We start from the raw sequence: 684 nt of genomic DNA on the forward strand, positions 1-684 counted from the left end.
CAGCATGGGGTAGATGTTGGCGGGGATGTAGACCACCAGCCCGGCGAAGAGCCACGCCCAGACCCGCTGCAGGCTCGTGACGTCACGGCTCTGCAGGCGGGCACCGCAGCGGGTGCAGCGGGCGACGCCGGGGCGGTGAACGCGCCCGCATTGGGTGCAGCCCACCAGCCCCGCCGCCTTCGCGGTCAGGATGGGCGCCGGTGCTCCAGCGTCTTCCATAGGGTCACCCTGCTCATGAAGTTGTCTTTCAGCACGGTCACGATGACCAGCGCCACGAAGGCCCAGAAGGCAGGCCCGATGAAGATATGCGCCATGCCCGCCACCTTGACGAGCGCCACGGCGACGCCGACCACGAAGATCTCGGCCATGGCCCAGGGCCGCAGGCTCTCGGCCACGCGGAACACCACCTCGGCGTGGCGCGCGGGCGCATGACCGAAGGCCATCGGCGCCATCACGTAGATCAGCGCCCCGAAGCGGATCATCGGCACCACGACGATCAGCGAGGCCATGGCGATGGTCAGCGGCGCGGTGAGCCCGCTCGAGAAGGCCAGCACCGTGTCGAGCAGCGACGAGCGGTGCATCCGCCCCGCCGCCTCGAGCTCGAGGAACGGGAAGAAGATCGCGGCGATCATCAGGATCATCGCAGACACCGCCAGCATGATGATGCGGGTCATCGCGGTCTGG

At 68.6% G+C, this 684-nt stretch carries 1 protein-coding gene and 1 pseudogene; both read right to left on the bottom strand.

The annotated features are described in order from the left end of the window. Positions 1–219: pseudogene (locus HC022_RS28160) on the bottom strand (paraquat-inducible protein A); the annotation flags it as partial. Beyond that, the coding region (locus HC022_RS28165; protein ID WP_167454556.1) for a paraquat-inducible protein A at positions 186–684 on the bottom strand (499 nt) is incomplete at its 5' end. The pseudogene HC022_RS28160 and the gene HC022_RS28165, both read right to left, overlap by 34 nt.

The sequence above is a fragment of the Salipiger sp. HF18 genome (assembly GCF_011806505.1).
Taxonomy (GTDB): domain Bacteria; phylum Pseudomonadota; class Alphaproteobacteria; order Rhodobacterales; family Rhodobacteraceae; genus Salipiger; species Salipiger thiooxidans.